Origin of the sequence: Vibrio sp. AND4 (genome assembly GCF_000171815.1) — a bacterium.
Lineage (GTDB): Bacteria > Pseudomonadota > Gammaproteobacteria > Enterobacterales > Vibrionaceae > Vibrio.
This window is the reverse complement of record NZ_ABGR01000018.1, coordinates 21,493-40,143: the sequence shown is the minus strand read 5'-3', so window position 1 is coordinate 40,143 and position 18,651 is coordinate 21,493. Positions and strand designations below refer to the sequence as shown.

General features: G+C 46.2%; 15 protein-coding genes and 2 rRNA genes. 4 read left to right on the top strand and 13 right to left on the bottom strand.

Annotation, left to right across the window (positions count from 1 at the left end):
• The 9 genes from AND4_RS14710 to dusA form a co-directional block, all read right to left on the bottom strand.
• Positions 1-495 (bottom strand): 23S ribosomal RNA (locus tag AND4_RS14710); the annotation flags it as partial.
• 359 nt (positions 496-854) lie between these two features.
• Positions 855-2,407 (bottom strand): 16S ribosomal RNA (locus tag AND4_RS14705).
• A gap of 668 nt (positions 2,408-3,075) precedes the next feature.
• On the bottom strand, positions 3,076-3,855 hold the full coding sequence (locus AND4_RS14700; protein WP_009843769.1) for a phosphoadenylyl-sulfate reductase: 780 nt from the start codon (positions 3,853-3,855) through the stop codon (positions 3,076-3,078).
• Positions 3,848-5,584 (bottom strand): assimilatory sulfite reductase (NADPH) hemoprotein subunit, encoded by a 1,737-nt coding sequence (gene cysI / locus AND4_RS14695; protein WP_009843768.1) that lies wholly within the window; start codon positions 5,582-5,584, stop codon positions 3,848-3,850. Before cysI ends, AND4_RS14700 begins: the two co-directional genes overlap by 8 nt.
• Positions 5,584-7,458, bottom strand: coding sequence for an assimilatory sulfite reductase (NADPH) flavoprotein subunit (locus AND4_RS14690; protein ID WP_009843767.1), 1,875 nt, complete (start codon positions 7,456-7,458; stop codon positions 5,584-5,586). Before AND4_RS14690 ends, cysI begins: the two co-directional genes overlap by 1 nt.
• A 117-nt stretch (positions 7,459-7,575) precedes the next feature.
• Positions 7,576-7,806 (bottom strand): hypothetical protein, encoded by a 231-nt coding sequence (locus tag AND4_RS14685; protein WP_009843766.1) that lies wholly within the window; start codon positions 7,804-7,806, stop codon positions 7,576-7,578.
• Positions 7,807-7,955: 149 nt separating this feature from the next.
• A complete protein-coding gene (locus tag AND4_RS14680; protein WP_009843765.1) occupies positions 7,956-8,621 on the bottom strand; it encodes a TIGR04219 family outer membrane beta-barrel protein in 666 nt (221 codons plus the stop codon).
• A 99-nt stretch (positions 8,622-8,720) separates the two neighbouring features.
• Entirely contained in the window at positions 8,721-8,936 is a 216-nt protein-coding gene (gene pspG / locus AND4_RS14675) for an envelope stress response protein PspG (RefSeq protein WP_009843764.1), read from the bottom strand.
• Between the two features lie 162 nt (positions 8,937-9,098).
• Positions 9,099-10,079, bottom strand: a complete 981-nt coding sequence (gene dusA, locus AND4_RS14670; protein WP_043991721.1) for a tRNA dihydrouridine(20/20a) synthase DusA — start codon at positions 10,077-10,079, stop codon at positions 9,099-9,101.
• A 295-nt stretch (positions 10,080-10,374) separates the two neighbouring features.
• Here dusA and zur point away from each other — a divergent pair, with 295 nt between their 5' ends.
• Both zur and AND4_RS14660 read left to right on the top strand, forming a co-directional pair.
• Entirely contained in the window at positions 10,375-10,821 is a 447-nt protein-coding gene (gene zur / locus AND4_RS14665) for a zinc uptake transcriptional repressor Zur (RefSeq protein WP_086026855.1), read from the top strand.
• A gap of 17 nt (positions 10,822-10,838) precedes the next feature.
• Positions 10,839-11,300 (top strand): chemotaxis protein CheX, encoded by a 462-nt coding sequence (locus AND4_RS14660; RefSeq protein WP_009843761.1) that lies wholly within the window; start codon positions 10,839-10,841, stop codon positions 11,298-11,300.
• 104 nt (positions 11,301-11,404) lie between these two features.
• Here AND4_RS14660 and pgi read toward each other — a convergent pair whose 3' ends face one another.
• A complete protein-coding gene (gene pgi / locus AND4_RS14655) occupies positions 11,405-13,057 on the bottom strand; it encodes a glucose-6-phosphate isomerase (protein WP_009843760.1) in 1,653 nt (550 codons plus the stop codon).
• 305 nt (positions 13,058-13,362) lie between these two features.
• On the opposite strand from pgi, the gene AND4_RS14645 reads away from it, so the two are divergent.
• Entirely contained in the window at positions 13,363-13,782 is a 420-nt protein-coding gene (locus AND4_RS14645) for a secondary thiamine-phosphate synthase enzyme YjbQ (RefSeq protein WP_009843758.1), read from the top strand.
• Between the two features lie 51 nt (positions 13,783-13,833).
• Here the strand turns inward: AND4_RS14645 and AND4_RS14640 are convergent, their stop codons facing one another.
• From AND4_RS14640 to AND4_RS14630, 3 genes are read right to left on the bottom strand one after another with little or no spacing between them, the layout of a single operon-like run.
• Positions 13,834-15,030, bottom strand: a complete 1,197-nt coding sequence (locus tag AND4_RS14640; RefSeq protein WP_009843757.1) for a BamA/TamA family outer membrane protein — start codon at positions 15,028-15,030, stop codon at positions 13,834-13,836.
• 3 nt (positions 15,031-15,033) lie between these two features.
• A complete protein-coding gene (gene alr, locus AND4_RS14635) occupies positions 15,034-16,119 on the bottom strand; it encodes an alanine racemase (RefSeq protein ID WP_043991724.1) in 1,086 nt (361 codons plus the stop codon).
• A 4-nt stretch (positions 16,120-16,123) separates the two neighbouring features.
• Complete coding sequence (locus AND4_RS14630; RefSeq protein ID WP_009843755.1) at positions 16,124-17,524, bottom strand: replicative DNA helicase; 1,401 nt, start codon at positions 17,522-17,524, stop codon at positions 16,124-16,126.
• Between the two features lie 311 nt (positions 17,525-17,835).
• Between AND4_RS14630 and AND4_RS14620 the strand changes: the two genes are divergently transcribed.
• Positions 17,836-18,600, top strand: coding sequence for a DUF481 domain-containing protein (locus tag AND4_RS14620; RefSeq protein WP_009843753.1), 765 nt, complete (start codon positions 17,836-17,838; stop codon positions 18,598-18,600).
• Positions 18,601-18,651: the final 51 nt, after the last annotated feature.

The following is an 18,651-nucleotide window of genomic DNA, read 5'->3' as shown; positions in this document are numbered from 1 at the left end:
CTATTTCACTCCCCTCACAGGGGTTCTTTTCGCCTTTCCCTCACGGTACTGGTTCACTATCGGTCAGTCAGTAGTATTTAGCCTTGGAGGATGGTCCCCCCATATTCAGACAGGATATCACGTGTCCCGCCTTACTCGATTTCACTATAAATGCGTTGCCGGTTACGGGGCTATCACCCTGTATCGCACAACTTTCCAGAAGTTTCACCTGACGCATAAATAGCTTAAGGGCTAGTCCAATTTCGCTCGCCGCTACTTTCGGAATCTCGGTTGATTTCTTTTCCTCGGGGTACTTAGATGTTTCAGTTCCCCCGGTTCGCCTCGTTATGCTATGTATTCACATAACGATACGTGCTTATGCACGTGGGTTTCCCCATTCGGAAATCCCAGACTCAAGCGGTTTTTACTACCTAATCTGGGCTTATCGCAAGTTAATACGTCCTTCATCGCCTCTGACTGCCAAGGCATCCACCGTGTACGCTTAGTCACTTAACCATACAACCCGAAGAAGTTTCGAATTGCTGTTAAACAACCAAAGTCGCTATCTCATTATTTGAATGAGCGAGATAGCATTCGATTTTGCCGGACTCAAATATGTTTTGCTTAATCCGTTAAGAATTAAGTAAAACCCAAGAACACTTGAATGTGTTTTTTGGAGTATTCAATTAAGAATACTTTGAGAACTTTACAATCAAATCTTATTCACTAAGAATAAATTTGATTTGTCAGCTTTCCAAATTGTTAAAGAGCTATGTTAGCTACAAGCTTACGCTTGTGAACTATCAATCTGTGTGGACACTCATCGAGATTCATCTGCCTTTACTCTAAAGTAAAAACAAACTATCCATTTCGTATAAGGAGGTGATCCAGCGCCAGGTTCCCCTAGCGCTACCTTGTTACGACTTCACCCCAGTCATGAACCACAAAGTGGTAAGCGTCCTCCCGAAGGTTAAACTACCTACTTCTTTTGCAGCCCACTCCCATGGTGTGACGGGCGGTGTGTACAAGGCCCGGGAACGTATTCACCGTGGCATTCTGATCCACGATTACTAGCGATTCCGACTTCATGGAGTCGAGTTGCAGACTCCAATCCGGACTACGACGCACTTTTTGGGATTCGCTCACTTTCGCAAGTTGGCTGCCCTCTGTATGCGCCATTGTAGCACGTGTGTAGCCCTACTCGTAAGGGCCATGATGACTTGACGTCGTCCCCACCTTCCTCCGGTTTATCACCGGCAGTCTCCCTGGAGTTCCCGACATTACTCGCTGGCAAACAAGGATAAGGGTTGCGCTCGTTGCGGGACTTAACCCAACATTTCACAACACGAGCTGACGACAGCCATGCAGCACCTGTCTCAGAGCTCCCGAAGGCACACCTGCGTCTCCGCTGGCTTCTCTGGATGTCAAGAGTAGGTAAGGTTCTTCGCGTTGCATCGAATTAAACCACATGCTCCACCGCTTGTGCGGGCCCCCGTCAATTCATTTGAGTTTTAATCTTGCGACCGTACTCCCCAGGCGGTCTACTTAACGCGTTAGCTCCGAAAGCCACGGCTCAAGGCCACAACCTCCAAGTAGACATCGTTTACGGCGTGGACTACCAGGGTATCTAATCCTGTTTGCTCCCCACGCTTTCGCATCTGAGTGTCAGTATCTGTCCAGGGGGCCGCCTTCGCCACCGGTATTCCTTCAGATCTCTACGCATTTCACCGCTACACCTGAAATTCTACCCCCCTCTACAGTACTCTAGTCTGCCAGTTTCAAATGCTATTCCGAGGTTGAGCCCCGGGCTTTCACATCTGACTTAACAAACCACCTGCATGCGCTTTACGCCCAGTAATTCCGATTAACGCTCGCACCCTCCGTATTACCGCGGCTGCTGGCACGGAGTTAGCCGGTGCTTCTTCTGTCGCTAACGTCAAACAATACAGCTATTAACTATACCGCCTTCCTCACGACTGAAAGTGCTTTACAACCCGAAGGCCTTCTTCACACACGCGGCATGGCTGCATCAGGCTTGCGCCCATTGTGCAATATTCCCCACTGCTGCCTCCCGTAGGAGTCTGGACCGTGTCTCAGTTCCAGTGTGGCTGATCATCCTCTCAGACCAGCTAGGGATCGTCGCCTTGGTGAGCCTTTACCTCACCAACTAGCTAATCCCACCTAGGCATATCCTGACGCGAGAGGCCCGAAGGTCCCCCTCTTTGGCCCGAAGGCATTATGCGGTATTAGCCATCGTTTCCAATGGTTATCCCCCACATCAGGGCAATTTCCTAGGCATTACTCACCCGTCCGCCGCTCGACGCCGTTATCATTCCCCGAAGGTTCAGATAACTCGTTTCCGCTCGACTTGCATGTGTTAGGCCTGCCGCCAGCGTTCAATCTGAGCCATGATCAAACTCTTCAATTTAAAGTTTTTGTGACTCAATGAATACTGACTTCAAAACTCATCCTTACTCGAAAGTAAGAAGTAATTCTAAAGCTATTATCGTTCCAACAGAACGATAATGAATTGACTGTGCCAAGTCTTTCGACTTGCTTGGTCACTCAGTTCATTGAAATCGAATTTGAAGCCTAAGCTTCTAATTGGATTATCATCAACGAGTGCCCACACAGATTGATAGGTTCTTATTTTTAAAGAGCAACTCTTCTTCGGGATTTACATCACTTCGGAAGAGGCGGCCATTCTAGCGAGATAATCTTCAGTGTCAAACACTTTTTGCTTTTTTATTTTACTTTTTAAAGTAAAGGCAAATAATCATTTCGTTTTTCTTTCTGACCTTGCCGACTACGCTTTGAACCCTTGTGAGCTCTGCCCTGTCGACAAGGAGGCATTATAGAGATCGCGCTCACATTGGCAAGCGTTATTTTGCAAAAATTGCAAAAACAATGGTTAAGTGCTGAGTTCTCATTCAAAACGGTATTTATCCCACTTTACCCCAAGATAGCAAACAAGTTATCCACAGAGTTATCCTTTTCCGTCCTATTTTCTGCCCCTATTCTGCCTCTATATATAAAAAAGCTGCTTTACAGCAGCTTTCTTTGTATAAATTGAACTCGGCTTTGCCTACTTCAAGGCTAAATACCCGAACCATCTTGCTCAGTGCCATCATCTTCGTGCAATCCACACTCGCGCTTTAAGCCAAAAAAACGGGTTTCAGCTTCTGACATTCCCTGCTCCCACTTTCTAGTCGTATGCGTATCACCTACTGACAGGTAACCTTGCTCCCAAAGTGGGTGGTAACTCAAACCATGCTCTTCTAGATAGTAGTGCACATCTTTATTCGTCCAGTCGATCACCGGTAGAAATTTAAATACCCCATTTTGAATCGACAAAATTGGTAGACTTGCTCGAGACTGACTTTGCTCTCGACGTAATCCTGAAAACCAAGTACCGACGTTTTGCTCACGCAGCGCTCGTCGCATCGGTTCCACTTTGTTTATCTTGTTGTACTTTTCGATTCCCTCTATACCTTGTTCCCAAAGTTTTCCGTAACGCGCCTCTTGCCAAGGAGCACTTTCTTTTGCACGGTACACTTTAAGGTTGAGGTTGAGCTGTGCTTTCAACTGATCGATGAATTGATACGTCTCCGTAAATAGATACCCAGTGTCCGTTAGGATGATTGGAATATCTGCCTGTTGTTGTGTCACAAGGTGGAGCATCACGGCAGCCTGAATACCGAAGCTGGATGAGACGACGAACTCCCCTTCCAAATGCTCCAATGCCCACTTTACCCTCTCTTGTGCGGAAAGCTGTTCAAGATCGACATTGATTTGAGCAAGGCGGAGGGTTTGCTCCGTCTTAGTTAATGTCAGCAACTTTGCCAGCTCCGGTTTCGACGCTACAGAATCAAGCATAGAAGTCCCTCTTTGATATAAACACTTCTTGAATAATGCCAGCTCGAATCGTGAAGTCACCAAATGCCTCACCCTTTTCACGTTCAGCAGCCCAACGTGCCACCAGCTGATCAATCTCTGCTAAGATTTGCTTATCCGTAATGTTCTCTTTATACATCTTAGGTACTCGTGTACCAGCTCGGTTACCGCCTAGGTGTAAGTTGTACCGACCCGGTGCTTTACCGACCAAACCGATTTCGGCCAGCATTGCTCGACCACAACCATTTGGACACCCAGTTACACGAACAATGATGTTGTCTTCTTCGGCAAAACCGTGCTTGTCTAGAATACCCTCGATATCAGTAACAAACTGAGGAAGAAAGCGCTCCGCTTCTGCCATTGCTAATGGGCAAGTTGGGAATGCCACACACGCCATCGAGTTTTTCCGCTGTTCACTGACGCTGTCATTCATTAAGCCATGATCACGAGCAATCTTCTCAATCTTGGCTTTGTGACTTTTTGCTACCCCCGCGACAATCAGGTTTTGGTTTGCCGTCATACGGAAATCGCCTTGATGGATTTTGGCAATTTCTGCGACTCCAGTCTTAAGTGGTTTACCTGGGAAATCCAACAGACGACCGTTTTCGATAAAGAGAGCTAAATGATGCTTCCCATCGATCCCTTCAACCCAGCCAATACGGTCACCACGTTCTGTGAATTCGTAAGGGCGGCTTTGAGCAAACTTAACACTGGCACGCTTTTCTACTTCCGCTTTAAATACATCACTTCCGACGCGATCTAACGTGTACTTCGTTTTTGCATTTTTGCGGTTCGAACGGTTACCCCAATCACGTTGAGTTGTAACGACAGCAGCCGCGACATCCAAGGTTTTCTCCAATGGGATAAAGCCAAAATCATCGGCTCTTCGCGGATAAGTAGATGTGTCGCCATGCGTCATGGCTAGACCCCCACCAACCAGCACGTTAAAACCAACCAGCTTGCCGTTATCTGCAATCGCTACGAAGTTAAGATCGTTCGCGTGTACGTCTACGTCATTTTGCGGTGGGATAACCACTGTGGTTTTAAACTTACGTGGTAAGTAGTTCTTCCCTAGAATCGGCTCATCCTCTTCCGTACTTTCTACTTTTTCACCGTCTAACCAAATCTCTGCATAAGCACGAGTCTTAGGTAGTAGATGTTCACTGATCTTCTTCGCCCATTCGTAAGCCTCTTGGTGTAACTGTGACTCTACAGGGTTAGTGGTACACAATACGTTTCGATTAACATCACCCGCGGTTGCAATCGAATCAATACCAATGCTGTTTAACGTTTGGTGCATCAATTTAATATTTGGTTTTAGCACGCCATGGAACTGAAACGTCTGACGAGTGGTAAGACGGATACTGCCATATAAAGAGTGCTCGGTGGCAAACTTATCGATCGCTAGCCATTGCTTTGGTGTAATAATGCCGCCCGGCATACGAGCGCGAAGCATAACGTTATGCAGTGGCTCCAACTTTTGCTTGGTTCGCTCGTTCCGGATATCGCGGTCATCTTGCTGATACATACCATGAAAGCGAATTAGCTGGAAGTTGTCAGCAGTAAAACCACCGGTAATGCGGTCTTGCAGATCTTGTTCAATCGTTCCACGCAGCAGATTACTTTGTCTTTTGAGGCGCTCATTATCCGAGAGTGGACCAAGCACCTCACCTAATACTTCTTGGCTGTTTGATTGTTGATTCGCGCTCATTAGTACACATCCCTTTGGTAACGTTTCGCTTTACGTAGATCGTTGATAAATGCTTCTGCTTCTTCCCGAGATAGCTTGCCTTGTTGCTCGGCGACAAAGACCAGCGCATCGTGAACATCTTTTGCCATACGTGTGGCATCACCACATACATAGATATAGGCACCATCTTGAATCCACTGCCAAACTTGTTCAGCGTTTTCTAAGATGCGATGTTGAACGTAGACCTTCTCTGCTTGGTCACGGCTAAACGCAACATCCAGGCGAGTCAGCAAACCAGACTTGAGGTACTTTTGCCACTCAACTTGGTAAAGGAAATCTTGAGTAAAGGTGCGGTCACCAAAGAACAACCAGTTCTTGCCTTGCGCGTCACGGTTATCACGCTCTTGAATAAAACTACGGAAAGGCGCGATACCAGTGCCTGGACCAACCATGATAATTGGTGTGTTGTCATCTTGTGGCAGTTTGAAGTGATTGTTGTGCTCAACAAACACTTTTACTTCACCGCCTTCTTCTAGACGTTGAGCGAGGAAACTCGATGCACCGCCGTAGCGCTTCTCATCACCTTGGTCGTACTCGACTAGCCCAACAGTTAGATGAACTTCTTCATCCACTTCCGTTTGACTCGAAGCGATAGAATATAGACGAGGTGTCAATCGGCGAAGCAAACCAACCAATTCGTCTGCACTTAGCTTGGTCTTCTTCTCTGCAAGCACATCCACAACTTGGGTATTTGCAGCGTACTCACGAAGCTTGTCTTTATCTTCCACCAGTTTTTGTAGTTTCTTACTACCAGATAGCTCTGCGAATTTGCTGACAAACTGAGGGTTTGATGCGGTGATCTCATATTTACTGACCAAAGCACTATGAATAGAAAGGCTTTCGCCATCCACTTCAATACTCTCGACACCGGAAAGCCCCGCTTTTGCTAAGATGGCGTTAGCAAGCTCAGAGCTATTGTCGAACCACACACCTAAAGCATCGCCCGGCTGATAGGTCAGTCCCGACTCATCAAGATCAATCTCTACATGGCGAACATCTTTCCCCGAATCACGACCCGTGATTTTCTGACTGGTCAGTAGTGTTGCGGTATATGGATTTTGCTTGTTATAAGCTGAATGCCCTGGTGCTGCTTGACCAACCGGTAGTTGAACCACTTCAGCTTCGTTACCAGAAGAGAGGGCTTCTTTAACTTGTTCAAGTGCTTGTTTTCGCCATTCTGCCGCTGGTATCTCATAGTCCACATCACAATCAATGCGATCGACGAAGGCTGTTGCACCTAACTTGGCCAAGTAATCATCGAAGTCTTTACCCGTTTGGCAGAAAAACTCATAACTAGAATCGCCCAATGCAATAACGGCATATTTAAGGTTTGGCAGCTTAGGGGCTTTCTTCGATTGTAAAAACTCATGCAACTCAATGGCATTATCAGGCGCTTCCCCTTCACCATTGGTCGACGCCACAAAGATCACGTGGGTCTCTTTGGCAAGGTTTTTTCCTTTGTAATCACTGGCATCAAACAGCTCTACAGCAATACCTTCTGCTTTGGCCTCTTGTTCAAGTGCTTCAGCAACGCCTTTCGCATTACCGGTTTGAGAAGCAAAAATGATACTTAGTTTGCCGGCTGGCTTGGTCTCAACAGAAGCGGCGGCCTGCGAAATTGGTGTTGCGGCCGCTGCGCTTGGTTGGTTTTGAGCGAGTCCCCAGAAGTAACCGCTGACCCATGCAAGTTGTTGCGAGGACAACTCTGAGACAGTTTGCTGAAGTGAGTTAAATTGCTGATCATTCAGAGGGCTTGCGATTGGTGGGTTCCCACTCTGCCCATTATCATCTTCCGACACTTTCTTATGAGAATATTCATTCTGTTGAAAAGACATTGTCACGACATCCCTATTCATTGCGTGACGATAGATTAACCACTCTCTTTAATAACAAGAAAGAATAGAAGAGAATGTTTTATAACTTTTTGGAAGTAAGAGCATCGAGTTTAGAGCTCAACGATCCTCAATACGAACCTGTTGAAAGCCAACCGCTAATGCTGATTTTGATGCTGTATCGAGGTTATCGTACAAACACTCTTCCCCGTGACTGTCCGTGAGGCAAACAAACCCACCACGAGCATGGCGAAACTCAACAACCCAGCCTCCCTCTTGGATTGAAGGCTCGATGATGGCCTCGACTAGCTGTTTGTCACGATATAGATGTCGTAATTCGTTTATTGTCATCGCTATCCGTGCTCCAACGTTTATACATTGCTCATAATAAGCATGGCCGAAGAGTGAAGCTTGAGCGAGAAATTCAATTTGATATGACAAAGTGATATAAAAAAACGCCGCTTATAAAGCGACGTTTTAAAAAATTTGGTGATGTGGGTTTAGAAAGAGTACTGAGCACCAACAAAGAAACCATCAGCAAAAATGTATTCTTTACCTAAACTCGATATAAACTCTTCCGACTCCAAATCAATCACACGGTAACCACCACGGAGAGAGAGCTGAGAATCTTGAAATGGAATGTGGTACTGAACACCAGCCATCAAATCGGTGCTCTTGATGCCTTTACTGTCACCGAAGTTCATCTCACCGATGATGTCAAAGTTTGTGTCTGGAACCGTGATCTCTGCGTAGCCATACCAAGCCCAAATGAGCTCATCAAACTCTTTAGTGACTGCGTTGGTGCCCGCGTCTACGTATTTTGTGTCGCTCAAGTTACTAAAAGTCAGACCCGCATCAAAATGAAGCAAGTCATGGTCAAGAATTTGGTAGTAAAGAGTAAGATCAAGTTTGTCGAACCCCATGTAATCCGCATCAATACTTGTATAACGAAGGCGCGCATTAGGAACGTATTTTACGTCATGCTCAATCGCAGCATAAAAAGAACCGGTTGTACTGCTATCTCTTCTCACTTCATTTACTTTGGTGTCCGCAACCCATACCTCGGCACCAGCCGTGGTAGTGAAGGAAGATGCTTGCTCCGCAAAACAAAGATGAGACGCTCCCAACGATAGAGTCGCTAAAGCGATGGCCGCTCTATATGTCATGTAATTTTTACTCCGAGATAGCTGATTTCTACATTAAGGGGATGTGAGAAATACTAACATACTCTTCCAACCCACTATCAACTAAATCTCGACAATCCGTTACTTATAACGAGGCTGAGCGACGAAATTTTTAAAAAACCATATACCCAATGCAATGACTATTAGCCAAGGCAATAATTTTAATATCGCGCCCACCATGCCTAACAAAAACATCACAACTAGCGCAATGCCTGCCGCTGCAAATACGGTCATCATAGTAAGACCGGTGACCAACAGGGTTGCGGTGAAAACTAAAATAAAGATCAGTTCCAACATAATCACTTCTCCTTTGTTTTAATTTTACTACAGCAGATTCCATACCAACTTATAAAAATAAACTAAGCCAATGATATACAATAAAAAATAAAGCCAGAGGTATTGCTACACTCTGGCTTTACTATTACTTAGTTGGTAACTTTCACCACCCTCTGGCGAAATTTACACATTCAACTCTTTGGGAATCTTCGCAAGTGCCGCTTGCAGAACTTCTAATCCAGATCCCGGCTTGTGCGCATTTTCACTGATATAACGACGCCACTGACGAGCTCCCGGCATGCTTTGGAAAAGCCCTAACATATGACGAGTGATGTGACCTAGATACGCCCCTTTTGCCAATTGCGCTTCAATGTACGGATACATCTCTTCGACAATTTGGCTGCGCTTTTTCACTGGCGCGTTAGAACCAAACAGCTCTTGGTCAACAAAGGCCAGCAAATAAGGGCTTTGGTAAGCTTCACGACCAATCATCACGCCATCTAGGTGCTGCAAATGCTCTTTCGCTTCTTCTAAAGATTTCACGCCACCGTTAATCGCAATCGTTAGGTGTGAAAAGTCTTTCTTCAATTGATAAGCACGCGGGTAATCCAATGGCGGTATTTCACGGTTCTCTTTCGGGCTTAGACCGCTCAACCAAGCTTTACGCGCGTGGATAGTAAACTGATCACAACCGCCTTTCTCTGACACAATAGATACGAAATCGGTTAGGAACTGGTAAGAGTCATGGTCATCGATACCGATACGTGTTTTCACAGTAACCGGCACATCCACCACATCTTTCATTGCCGCTACGCAATCTGCCACCAATTGAGGTTCAGCCATTAAACATGCACCGAAGCGACCGTTTTGAACACGATCTGATGGACAGCCTACGTTAAGGTTAATTTCATCGTAACCACGCTCTTGCGCTAGCTTGGCACACGTTGCCAAGTCTGCTGGGTTTGAACCACCAAGCTGAAGGGCTAACGGATGCTCTTCTTCGTTATGAGCCAGGAAGTCCCCTTTTCCATGAATGATCGCACCTGTGGTAACCATTTCAGTGTACAGCAGGGTTTCTTTGGTCATTAAACGATGGAAGTAGCGACAATGACGATCCGTCCAATCCAACATTGGTGCCACAGAGAGCCTGCAAGAATGAGTCATGATATAAACACCCGTTTTACGTTGCCAAGGTAGAGCGCGACGGTGCGCTCAAAAAAATGAAGTCGGGTATTGTATACCCACTGTGCAGTGGATGCGAGTGTTGTGAGCTTGCTAGCCCACGGACGTCCCTCAGCATGAAAGCTTCGTTCTGTGATATCGCGTATTCACTCTGGTATACATCAACGTGCTTTAATTTATGATTTTCTGCCTGATAATGAGTAAAATAACGTCTTTCTAAACGAAATTCGTATGCTAATGGTTTATCATAAAGCACGTCCGATAGTTATGGTGAAAGATTTTGGACCCAACAATCCTTGAACAAATTGAACGTATCTGCGCAGAGCGCGGAGTGAGATTAACGCCGCAACGCCGACGCGTTTTTGAACTCATTTGTTCTAATCGCCGCGCCTCTAGTGCGTATGAGCTATTGGAGCAACTGAAAGAGAGTGAGCCACAAGCTAAACCGCCGACGGTATACCGAGCATTAGATTTTCTTCTAGAACAGGGCTTTATTCATCGAGTGGAATCAAACAACAGCTTTATTACTTGCTGCTCGTTCAACACTCAACAGCACTTTTTCCAACTACTAATTTGCGATAAATGTGGCGATGTCGTTGAACTTGAAGACGAGACACTGATATCCTTGTTAGCAAATAACGCCGAGAAGCATGGATTCAAACTAACGAATAACGTTATTGAAACCCATGGCGAGTGCCAAGCATGCTGCTCGGAAACGAAATAAGAAAATAGAAGAACGTTATGCGCGCTGAATTTGTAAACCCGTTTTTGGCCTCTTTGATGAATGTGCTAAAAACCATGGCTTCGCTTGAACTGAAGCCACAAAAACCACGAATAAAGAAAGACCAGATCGCGCGAGGCGACGTCTCTGGATTAATCGGTATGGTTGGAACACAGACTCGTGGTTCGATGTCGATTACCTTTGATGAGGCGTTATCTCTTGAAATCATGCAGAAAATGCTTGGTGAACGTCCAAACGGAGTGAATGAAGAAGTCACTGACATGGTGGGCGAAATAACCAACATGGTGGCAGGTGGTGCTAAACGCATTCTATCGGAAAGTGGGTTTGACTTTGATATGGCAACCCCAGTTGTCGTGTCGGGTCGCGGTCACACCATTCGCCATAAATCTGAAGGCTCAATCATCATCATGCCTTTCTCTTCAATTTGGGGAAATGCCTTCATCGAGATTTGCTTCGAATAATAGAGAAGAAATAGGTTGGTCAATGCCAACCTATTTTGTTTCTGCCTCAGGCAATAAAAAAGGTCAGCGTTTGCTGACCTTTTGTTTTGCTACTCAAACATTCATTATGCTTTGAATGCTTTAAACGCGTTGATTAGACCGTTTGTCGAGCTGTCGTGTGAGCTGATTTCTGACTCATCCGCTAGCTCAGGTAGTATTTGGTTTGCAAGTTGTTTACCTAGCTCAACGCCCCACTGGTCAAAGCTGAAGATATTCCAGATAACGCCTTGAACAAAAATCTTGTGTTCGTACATCGCAATCAGGTTACCTAGCGTGCGAGGTGTGATTTGCTTAACTAAGATAGAGTTCGTTGGGCGGTTGCCTTCGAATACTTTGAACGGCACGAGAGACGCCATTTCTTCTTCGCTCTTACCTGCTTTCGCAAATTCTGCTTTCACGGTTTCTGCTGATTTACCAAATGCCAATGCTTCGGTTTGGGCAAAGAAGTTAGACATCAGTTTTTGGTGGTGATCGCTTGCTGGGTTGTGGCTGATTGCAGGTGCAATGAAGTCACATGGGATCAGCTTAGTGCCTTGGTGGATCAGCTGGTAGAAGGCGTGCTGACCGTTAGTACCTGGTTCACCCCAGATGATAGGACCCGTTTGGTAAGTCACAGCGTTGCCTTCACGGTCTACGTACTTACCGTTAGATTCCATGTTGCCTTGCTGGAAGTACGCAGCAAAACGGTGCATGTACTGGTCGTAAGGTAGGATTGCTTCAGACTCAGCGCCGTGGAAGTTATTGTACCAAATGCCGATCAGAGCAAGAATCACCGGAATGTTGCTTTCTAGATCTGTCGATACAAAGTGGTTATCCATCTCATGAGCGCCATCGAGAAGCTCAATGAAGTTGTCGTAGCCGACCGCCAAAGCAATTGAAAGACCGATTGCAGACCATAATGAGTAACGTCCACCAACCCAGTCCCAGAACTCAAACATGTTGTCGGTGTCGATACCAAACTCAGATACCGCTGGTGCGTTAGTAGAAAGTGCAGCGAAGTGCTTAGCAACGTGCGCTTGATCGCCTGCCGTTGCTAGGAACCAATCACGAGCAGAGTGCGCGTTGGTCATGGTTTCTTGCGTGGTGAACGTCTTAGACGCAATCAAGAATAGTGTTGTCTCTGGGTCAACTTTCTTCAACGTCTCAACGATGTGAGTACCATCAACGTTAGAAACAAAGTGAAGGTTTAAATGGTTTTTGTATGGTGCTAGCGCTTCCGTCACCATGTAAGGACCAAGGTCAGAACCACCGATACCTATGTTGACGATGTCCGTGATGGCTTTACCTGTGTAACCTTTCCACTCACCGCCGATTACGCGCTCAGTGAATGATTTGATTTTCTCAAGAACCGCATTGACCGCAGGCATTACGTCTTCGCCGCCAGCCATTACAGGCTTGTTTGAGCGGTTGCGTAGTGCAGTATGAAGAACCGCGCGATCTTCTGTTTTGTTGATCGCTTCACCACTGAACATCGCTTCAATTGCTGATTTAAGCTCAGTCTCGTTAGCAAGAGCAAAAAGGTGCTTCAGCGTTTCTTCGTTGATTAGGTTCTTTGAGTAATCGACTAGGATGTCTGAGCCGAAGCGTGTTGAGTATTTGTCGAAACGCGCTGCGTCTTGAGCAAATAGCGCTTTCAGATCCATATCTTGTGCAGATTCAAAATGCGCGGTTAGCGCTTTCCAAGCTTGTGTTTGCGTTGGGTCGATATTTTTCAACATGGTCTTTGTCCCGATGTTACAGTAGGTTCCATTCCTGACAGTCTAGAGAAACTGCGGAATCCCCGATTTAGCAAATAGAATATAGATGAGATGTTTGGGCAAATTGCCACAAAACAAGTCTTTGTAATTTTTTTTCAGTCACTCATTATGGCTGACTGTCTGTACACTCGTATTGAGTTAGGTCACGTTCCCGGTTTCGAATTTAAACCATTCATTTATGATGTTGGGAATCATACCATTTCGTATCGGCAGGCTCTAATTGGATCAGGATAGACGCCAAACCAAATTTTTCCAAAGGAACGCATATGTGGGCACAAAAAACACTGCAATTACAAGCGCGCAGTCGAGGCTTTCACCTTATCACTGATGAAATTGAACAACAATTACCGCAAATCCAATCACTTTCGGTAGGTTTGTTACATCTCTTTATTCAGCATACTTCTGCCAGTTTGACCTTGAATGAAAACGCCGATCCAACGGTACGCACGGATATGGAAGCCCACTTCAACAAGTTTGTGCCTGAGCGTGCACCATATTATCAGCATACTTATGAGGGCTTTGATGACATGCCAGCCCACATCAAAGCGTCTTTAATTGGCAGCAGTGTGACGATTCCTATCCACAAGGGTCAATTAGCTTTGGGAACATGGCAAGGTATTTACTTAGGTGAACACCGTGATTACGGTGGCAGCCGTCGCATCATCGCGACCATAAACGGCGAATAACTCAGAGTACACAAAGGCTAACCACGAGGTTAGCCTGATTTTTATATCGATTTAGAAGGGTTGGTTTATCATGACCCGAAAAGTGCCTTCATCGGCACCTTTGGCCATTTCCGCACGAACCACAATCCCTTCGACTTGGAAGCGTACTGCCCCACCGACATTCCATTTCATGTCTTCATGCAATGTTTTAAAATCATAATCATCCGCTACTCGCCCAACTTCAGCAAACGCAACCCATTGCCACCAAGGCAGATCATAGTAGTTGATAAGAGGAATATCATCGAGTGGCTGCCAGTCTGGCAATACGCGGTATTCCGCAGAATAATGAATCGCGCTGCGTCCATGGTAACGACCCGATGTATACCCTCGCAGACGATATAAGCCACCTAAGCGGGCTTGCTCTTGCTCTGGTGGACGAGCACATACGGCGCCATCACATTTATTCCATGTTGGAATATTCGCAGTATAGAAATCAAACGCCAGCACTTGCTGGTCAAACCAATTACCCAATGAACCTAACGAGTAATACTGGCTGTTTTGAAACTCCCACTTCAGCCATAAGTCCTCTGACGTTAAGCTCTCTGCGCCCGTAGTTAAATCAAACGAGGTATGAGAACCACGCGTCGTGTTGCTTACACTGTCGCGATTATCCCAATCAAAGGCCAAGTTCAGCCCGGCTGCCTGTTCTTTTTTATCGTTGAAGATGTCTAACTCTCGAGAAGAGTAAAAGGGTGTGACGATAATAGAACTGACACCAGAATCTACTGGAGAAGCAAAATTGACCTCTCTCACGGGTTGGAATGCACCAAGCAGCCCGTGTTCGCGAATATTGCCCCAAGGAAGAAGGTACTTAAACTCAAGTTTGTAGTTCTCTTCATCGCCATTGGTGATGGTCTTGTCTGTCGTTGAGGAGTGATTTGAGCCTTGGTCACCTAAGTAATATGGGGTGTCGTTAAAGCGTGCTTGATACATCTGCGTACTCACCAACAGGTTTGATGACAGAGCATAATTGAAGGCAGAGAGAAAACCGACGTAGCTGTCCTTCTCTGAATACAGAGCCATACCAAACAACGCAGCTTGTGGCTGCCCCACTCCTTTTGCAACGCCAGCGATACCGAGCGTGCTTCCGAGCGTATCGGTCTTAAAATAGAAAGGCGCAAAAGCAGAGTCTTTCTCTTTCGCTGCCACCTGTGGAGATATGAAAAAGCTGGCAGAGAATGCCAGCACTGAAAATAGCCTTTTCTTCATGAATTATTTCAAATATTCCATTTCGACACGAGAAGTCAGCTTAGTCACCAGCTCATAGCCAATCGTGCCTATGTGGCTTGCGACTTCTTCTACCGGTAAATCCTTACCCCACAGAATCGCTTCATCGCTTACTTTATCCGTCGCATCTGGCCCTAAATCAACCGTCAGCATATCCATAGAAACTCGGCCTGCGATTGGTACCTTACGTCCGTTAACCAGAACGGGCGTGCCGTTTGGTGCTGTGCGCGGGTAACCATCACCGTAACCAACCGCAATAACACCTACCTTGGTATCACGCTCACTCGTCCAAATTCCGCCGTAGCCCACGCTTGCACCTTTTTTCACGTCACGCACTGCGATCAAGTGAGACTTCAGCGTCATAACCGGTTTATAGCCCATATCTTGCGCTGTTTTTTCACCAAATGGGGATACACCGTACATAATAATGCCGGGACGAACCCAATCCAGCTGGCTTTGTGGCCATGCAAGCAGCCCCGCCGATGCCGCTAAAGATCGCTCACCTTGACAACCAGCCGTTAACGACATAAATAAATCGATTTGCTCTGTAGTAATCTTGTTATCTAATTCGTCTGCACAGCCAAAGTGGCTCATGTACCGTAGCGGTTTTGCCACATTTGGGCACTCTTTCAGGCGCGAAATGAATTCATCGTACTGCTCTGGACGTACGCCCAATCGATGCATACCACTGTCAATTTTCAGCCAAACGACGACGGGCGTTTCGAGATCTGCTTGCTCTAAAGCCGCCAACTGCTCTTCACAGTGGACGACCGTTTGAATGTTGTTGGTCACCAGAACTGGCAAATCACCCAAAGAGTAAAAACCTTCCAGAAGCAGGATGGGTTTTACTACTCCACATGCACGTAATTGAAGGGCCTCTTCAATACGGGCCACACCAAAGGCATCTGCATGCGTAGCGTGTTTGGCCACATGACGAAGACCATGACCGTAGCCATTCGCCTTCACCACCACCATCACTTTGCTGTTTGGCGCTTGTTGTTTCACCCGTTGTAAGTTGTGCTGCAGTGCTGACAAATCAATGCATGCCATCGCCGCTTTCATATAGCTCATTGCATTACTCATCATCAATATCAAATCCCGGACCCGCGTAATTATCAAAGCGCGAATGTTGGCCTTGGAAAGTTAAGCGAACTGAACCGATAGGACCATTTCGTTGTTTACCTAAGATGATTTCTGCCGTGCCTTTGTAAGGACTATCTGGGTGGTATACCTCATCACGGTAGATAAACATGATCAAGTCGGCATCCTGCTCGATAGAGCCCGATTCACGCAAATCCGAGTTCACTGGGCGCTTATCAGCACGTTGCTCTAGGGAACGGTTTAGCTGCGATAGTGCGACTACTGGAACGTTCAACTCTTTAGCCAGTGCTTTTAATGACCGTGAGATTTCCGCGATTTCCAAAGTACGGTTATCAGACAATGCAGGAACACGCATTAGTTGGAGGTAGTCGACCATGATCATCGACAGACCGCCATGCTCACGAGCAACACGACGCGCACGAGAACGAACCTCGGTTGGTGTGAGGCCCGAACTGTCATCGATGTACATGTTTTTCTTTTGCATCAAGATGCCCATGGTCGAAGAAATACGCGCCCAGTCTTCATCATCGAGCTGACCTGTACGTATCTTAGTCTGGTCAACGCGAGATAGGGACGCAAGCATACGCATCATCAACTGTTCGGCTGGCATCTCTAGCGAGAAAATAAGCACGGGTTTATCTTGATCCATCGCCGCATTCTCACACAAGTTCATCGCAAAAGTGGTTTTACCCATCGATGGACGTGCCGCGACAATAACTAAGTCAGAACCTTGCAGACCTGCAGTTTTCTTGTTGAGGTCGTTAAAGCCTGTGTTCACGCCTGTCACACCATCTTGCGGCGTTTTGTAGAGCATTTCGATACGCTCTAGCGTTTTCTCGAGGATGTTATCGACGTTTTGCGGGCCTTCGTTCTCACTGGTACGAGATTCTGCAATGGCGAAAACTTTACTCTCCGCCAAATCAATTAAGTCTTCTGAGCTTCGGCCTTGTGGATCATAACCCGCGTCTGCGATTTCATTTGCAACGCCAATCAGGCCACGAACAATGGCACGCTCCGCAACAATGTCTGCATACGCATTAATGTTCGCCGCACTTGGTGTATTTTTCGCAAGGTCCGCGAGGTATGCAAAGCCCCCTACGTCTTCCAACTGCTCGTGACGTTCTAGGTACTCCGACAAAGTAATCAAATCAAGAGGCTTACTGTCTTCAAGAATGGTTTTTACGCCTTCGAAGATAAGACGGTGAGGACGGCTGTAGAAATCTCTGCTCACAACACGCTCAGAGACCGTGTCCCAACGTTCATTGTCCAGTAAGAGACCACCAATTACTGATTGCTCGGCTTCTAGCGAGTGAGGAGGCGCTTTGATTGCGTCGACCTGACTGTCTGAAGGTTTGCGATTTCTGTTTTCCGCCATGACTTTGCTCGATAACTACTAATGACCCAAGATTATAACCTTAAACCTAGTTAAGATGCTTCCCTGATGCGACAATTACTTTGTTAAGAATTCGACAAGTGCATGACGAAGAAAACGCTTTTTGTCGTGCGAAGTTACGCAGTTGCGGTAGACTTTCTTCCAATCAAACTGAAACAGATAACCACAAAAGGTCAAAGCAAGAACAGGCCCTGAAGGTAACTTAGGTCCAATAAAAATTAACCTATCATTGACCCAATAAAACATCTGTATCAGTATCATACTTCTCCTTTTTTATTACGTTCGAGGTATTTGTGTCCCGATACTGGTTACTTAGTTTAAGCTTACTTTGCACGGCAGCATCGTACGCTGAAGAATCAGTACAGCCGGAGCAAGAAACTGAAGTGACTGACCCTCTGGACACTGAGGTTGAGTTCGGCTATCAAGCTCACACAGGCAACTCGGATTCTCGCTCTCTGAATGCTCGACTGAGTGCTGAATACACCTCTGGTCGCCACCGTTCTAGCGGCGAATGGAAATACTACAATCTTTATAAAGAGGGAGAAGAAGACAAACGCTCTTCCACCTACAGCGCGCAAAGCGACTACAAGCTTGGCCCAAAAACCTACTTGTACGGCAGTTTTAAAGGGACTGATTCACGCTACAGTGCTTACTTTAAAGATTACACCTTCTCTAGTGGTCTGGGTTATCAGTTCGCTTACACAGAGAAGTTTACTTTGGAAGTAGAGCTTGGCCCGGGTTTTCGTTACCAAGAACCTAACTTGGATGAAATTGATGAAAACGACATCATCTTTCCAGACACAGTTCGAGAAGGGATCATACGTAGTAATATTAATACCACTTGGCACGCGTTGGATAACCTAAGCCTCTCAGCAGACATTACTATTGTTGGGGGTAAAAGCAACATTCGTGTGGATAGTGACTTGAGCATCAGTAACAACATCACAGAAGACATCGCGCTAAAGCTAACTCACTCGCGTCAATATCACGATAAAGTGCCCGCAGGTTTAAGCAAAGCAGACAGTGTGTTCGCCGTTAGTTTGCTATTTCTACTCTAACCGCCCCGTACCTTCTCTTTACGAAGTTTCAGACATAAAAAAAGCACCTCC